At 70.3% G+C, this 2352-nt stretch carries 3 protein-coding genes; 1 reads left to right on the top strand and 2 read right to left on the bottom strand.

Annotated elements, in window-relative coordinates; all coding sequences use genetic code 11:
* On the bottom strand, positions 1-865 hold an 865-nt coding region (locus ACFWGJ_RS43345; protein WP_387334490.1), incomplete at its 3' end, for a sulfurtransferase.
* A gap of 131 nt (positions 866-996) precedes the next feature.
* Between ACFWGJ_RS43345 and ACFWGJ_RS43340 the strand changes: the two genes are divergently transcribed.
* Positions 997-2034 carry an aldo/keto reductase gene (locus ACFWGJ_RS43340; protein WP_387334489.1) on the top strand — a complete coding sequence of 346 codons (1038 nt, stop codon included), beginning with the start codon at positions 997-999 and terminating at the stop codon, positions 2032-2034.
* 24 nt (positions 2035-2058) lie between these two features.
* On the opposite strand, the gene ACFWGJ_RS43335 is transcribed toward ACFWGJ_RS43340, so the two are convergent.
* Positions 2059-2352, bottom strand: a 294-nt coding sequence (locus tag ACFWGJ_RS43335; protein WP_387334488.1) for an ABC transporter permease, incomplete at its 5' end; no start/stop codon positions are given.

Genomic DNA, 2352 nt, shown 5'->3' with positions numbered 1-2352 from the left:
ACCCCGCGCTGCCGACGGGTCCGGCTCCGGTCTCCGTCGGCAGCGCGGGGTCGGAGGTCCAGGCCGACCAGGAGCCCGGGTACAGCGCCGCCTCGATCCCCAGGGACGCGAGGGCCAGTACGGTCGTGGTCGCCGACACCCCGCCGCCGCAGTACGCGCCGACCGCACGTCCGTCCAGGTGAGGGGCGTACAGGGCCCGCAGCTCCGTGGCGTCGCGCAGCTCGCCGCCGCGGAAGTTGTCCGATCCGGGGACGCTGTGCGCGCCCGGGATGTGCCCGGTACCCGCCTGCCGCGGATCGCCGGTGTACGCCTCCGGGGAGCGCGCGTCGACGAGGTGCCCCGCGACGGCGAGCCGCCCGGCGTCCTCGGCGGTCAGGACGGGCAGCGAACCGGGCCGTACGACGGCCGTGCCCGAGCCCGGCGCCGGAACGGCCGTGTCGAGCGGTCCGCCGAACGCCTGCCAGGCGGCGAGACCGCCGTCCAGCCAGCGCACGTCCCGCACGCCGGCCCAGCGCAGGATCCACCAGGCCCGCGTGGCCACGGCGGGACCCTGCCGGGTGTGGACGACGACGGTGCTGGTGTCGTCCACACCCCAGTCGCGCAGCCGTTCCTGGAGGTCGCGCGCGAGGGGGAGCGGCCCGGCGCCGTTGGTGCCGGTGTGCGGTCCGACGAGGTCCGACTCGAACGGTACGTAATGGGCGCCGGGTATGTGACCGGCCGAATAGGCAAGCCGGGGGTCAGGATCGGCCCCTGCTTCTTTTGTTTCTCTTCCCACTTCGAGGACGATGACAGGTGCGCCTTCCCGCAGCACGGCATCGAGTTCGCTCGCCGAAATGACGACGTTCCTGACGGGGGCCGGGCACATTACCGCTCCTCTTCGCTGGAAATTTCTATGAAGATACATCGCGAGAGGCTATGTTCTATATATTTTTTATTACACCCTGACGAAATCGCCCAGCAGCACACTGCTACCACCACCATGAATGGAAACTCCGGATGTCAGACTTCGTCACCGCGGGCGGCTCGTACCGCGCAGCAGTCGATCGTTACGACAACCTCGCCTACCGCCGCGCCGGGACCTCGGGCCTGGACCTGCCCGCCTTCTCCTTCGGGCTGTGGCAGAAGTTCGGCTCCGACTACCCCTACGAGACCCGGCGCGACATCGTGCTGCACGCCTTCGACCTCGGGATCACCCACTTCGATAACGCCAACCGGTACGGACCGCCGCACCGTGCCGCCGAGAAGTTCTTCGGTCAGGTGCTGCGCAGGGATCTCGCCGCCCACCGGGACGAGCTGATCCTGTCGACCAAGGCCGGCAACCCGATCGGTCCCGGTCCCTACCAGCGCGGCGGCTCCCGGAAGTCACTGCTGACCTCGCTCGACCACAGTCTGCGCGACCTCGGCACCGACCACGTCGACATCTTCTACAGCCACAGCCCCGACCCCTCGACCCCGCTGGAGGAGACCGTCGGCGCCCTGACGAGCGCGGTCACCTCGGGGAAGGCGCTGTACGTGGGCATCTCCAACTACCCCGCGGAACTGGCCCACGAGGCCGCCGTACTGCTGCGCGGGGCCGGGGTGCCGCTGCTCGTCCACCAGCCGCGCTACTCCCTCTTCGACCGGCGCCCGGAACGCGACGGCCTGATCGAGGCGGCCGCGCGGGACGGCTTCGGCCTCGTCGTCTACAGCCCGCTCGCCCAAGGGCTGCTCACCGACAAGTACCTCACCGGCACCGCCCCCGAGAGCGCCAGGGCACAGAACAGCTCCTTCCTGTCGCCCGACGTCATCGACGACACCTACCGCAAGCGGGCGACCGCACTCGATGAACTGGCCCGTGGACGCGGCCAGTCCCTGGCCCAGCTCGCCCTGCAGTGGGTACTGCGGCTGCCGCAGGTCACCAGCGCGCTGATCGGAGCGAGCTCGACCTGGCAACTGGACCACAACGTAAGGGCGTTGGACTTCCCGCCGCTCACCGAGGGGGAGCTGGCCCTGATGGACAGGTACGGAGTCCACGGAACCGCCGTGCAGGTCTGAGGCACCTACCGGCCGGTGGCGGACTCAGCTCCACCGGCGCACCACCTGGCGCTCGGCCACGCCCAGCAGTGCGTCGCTCGCCTTGCCGAGGACGGCCAGCAGGACGATGGCGAGCAGCAGGATGTCCGTGCGGCCGGTGTTCTCGCTGTCGATCAGCAGGAAACCCAATCCCATGGAGGAGGCGATGAGTTCGGCCGCGACCAGGAACAGCCAGCCCTGCGCCAGCCCGAGTCGCAGCCCGGACAGCACGGCGGGTGCCGCGGCCGGAATGAGGACCTGGACGAGGAGGGCGGGGCCGCGCCGGCCGTAGGCGCGGCC

Source organism: Streptomyces sp. NPDC060205, assembly GCF_042728395.1.
Lineage (GTDB): Bacteria > Actinomycetota > Actinomycetes > Streptomycetales > Streptomycetaceae > Streptomyces.
This window is presented reverse-complemented; position numbering and strand designations above follow the sequence as displayed.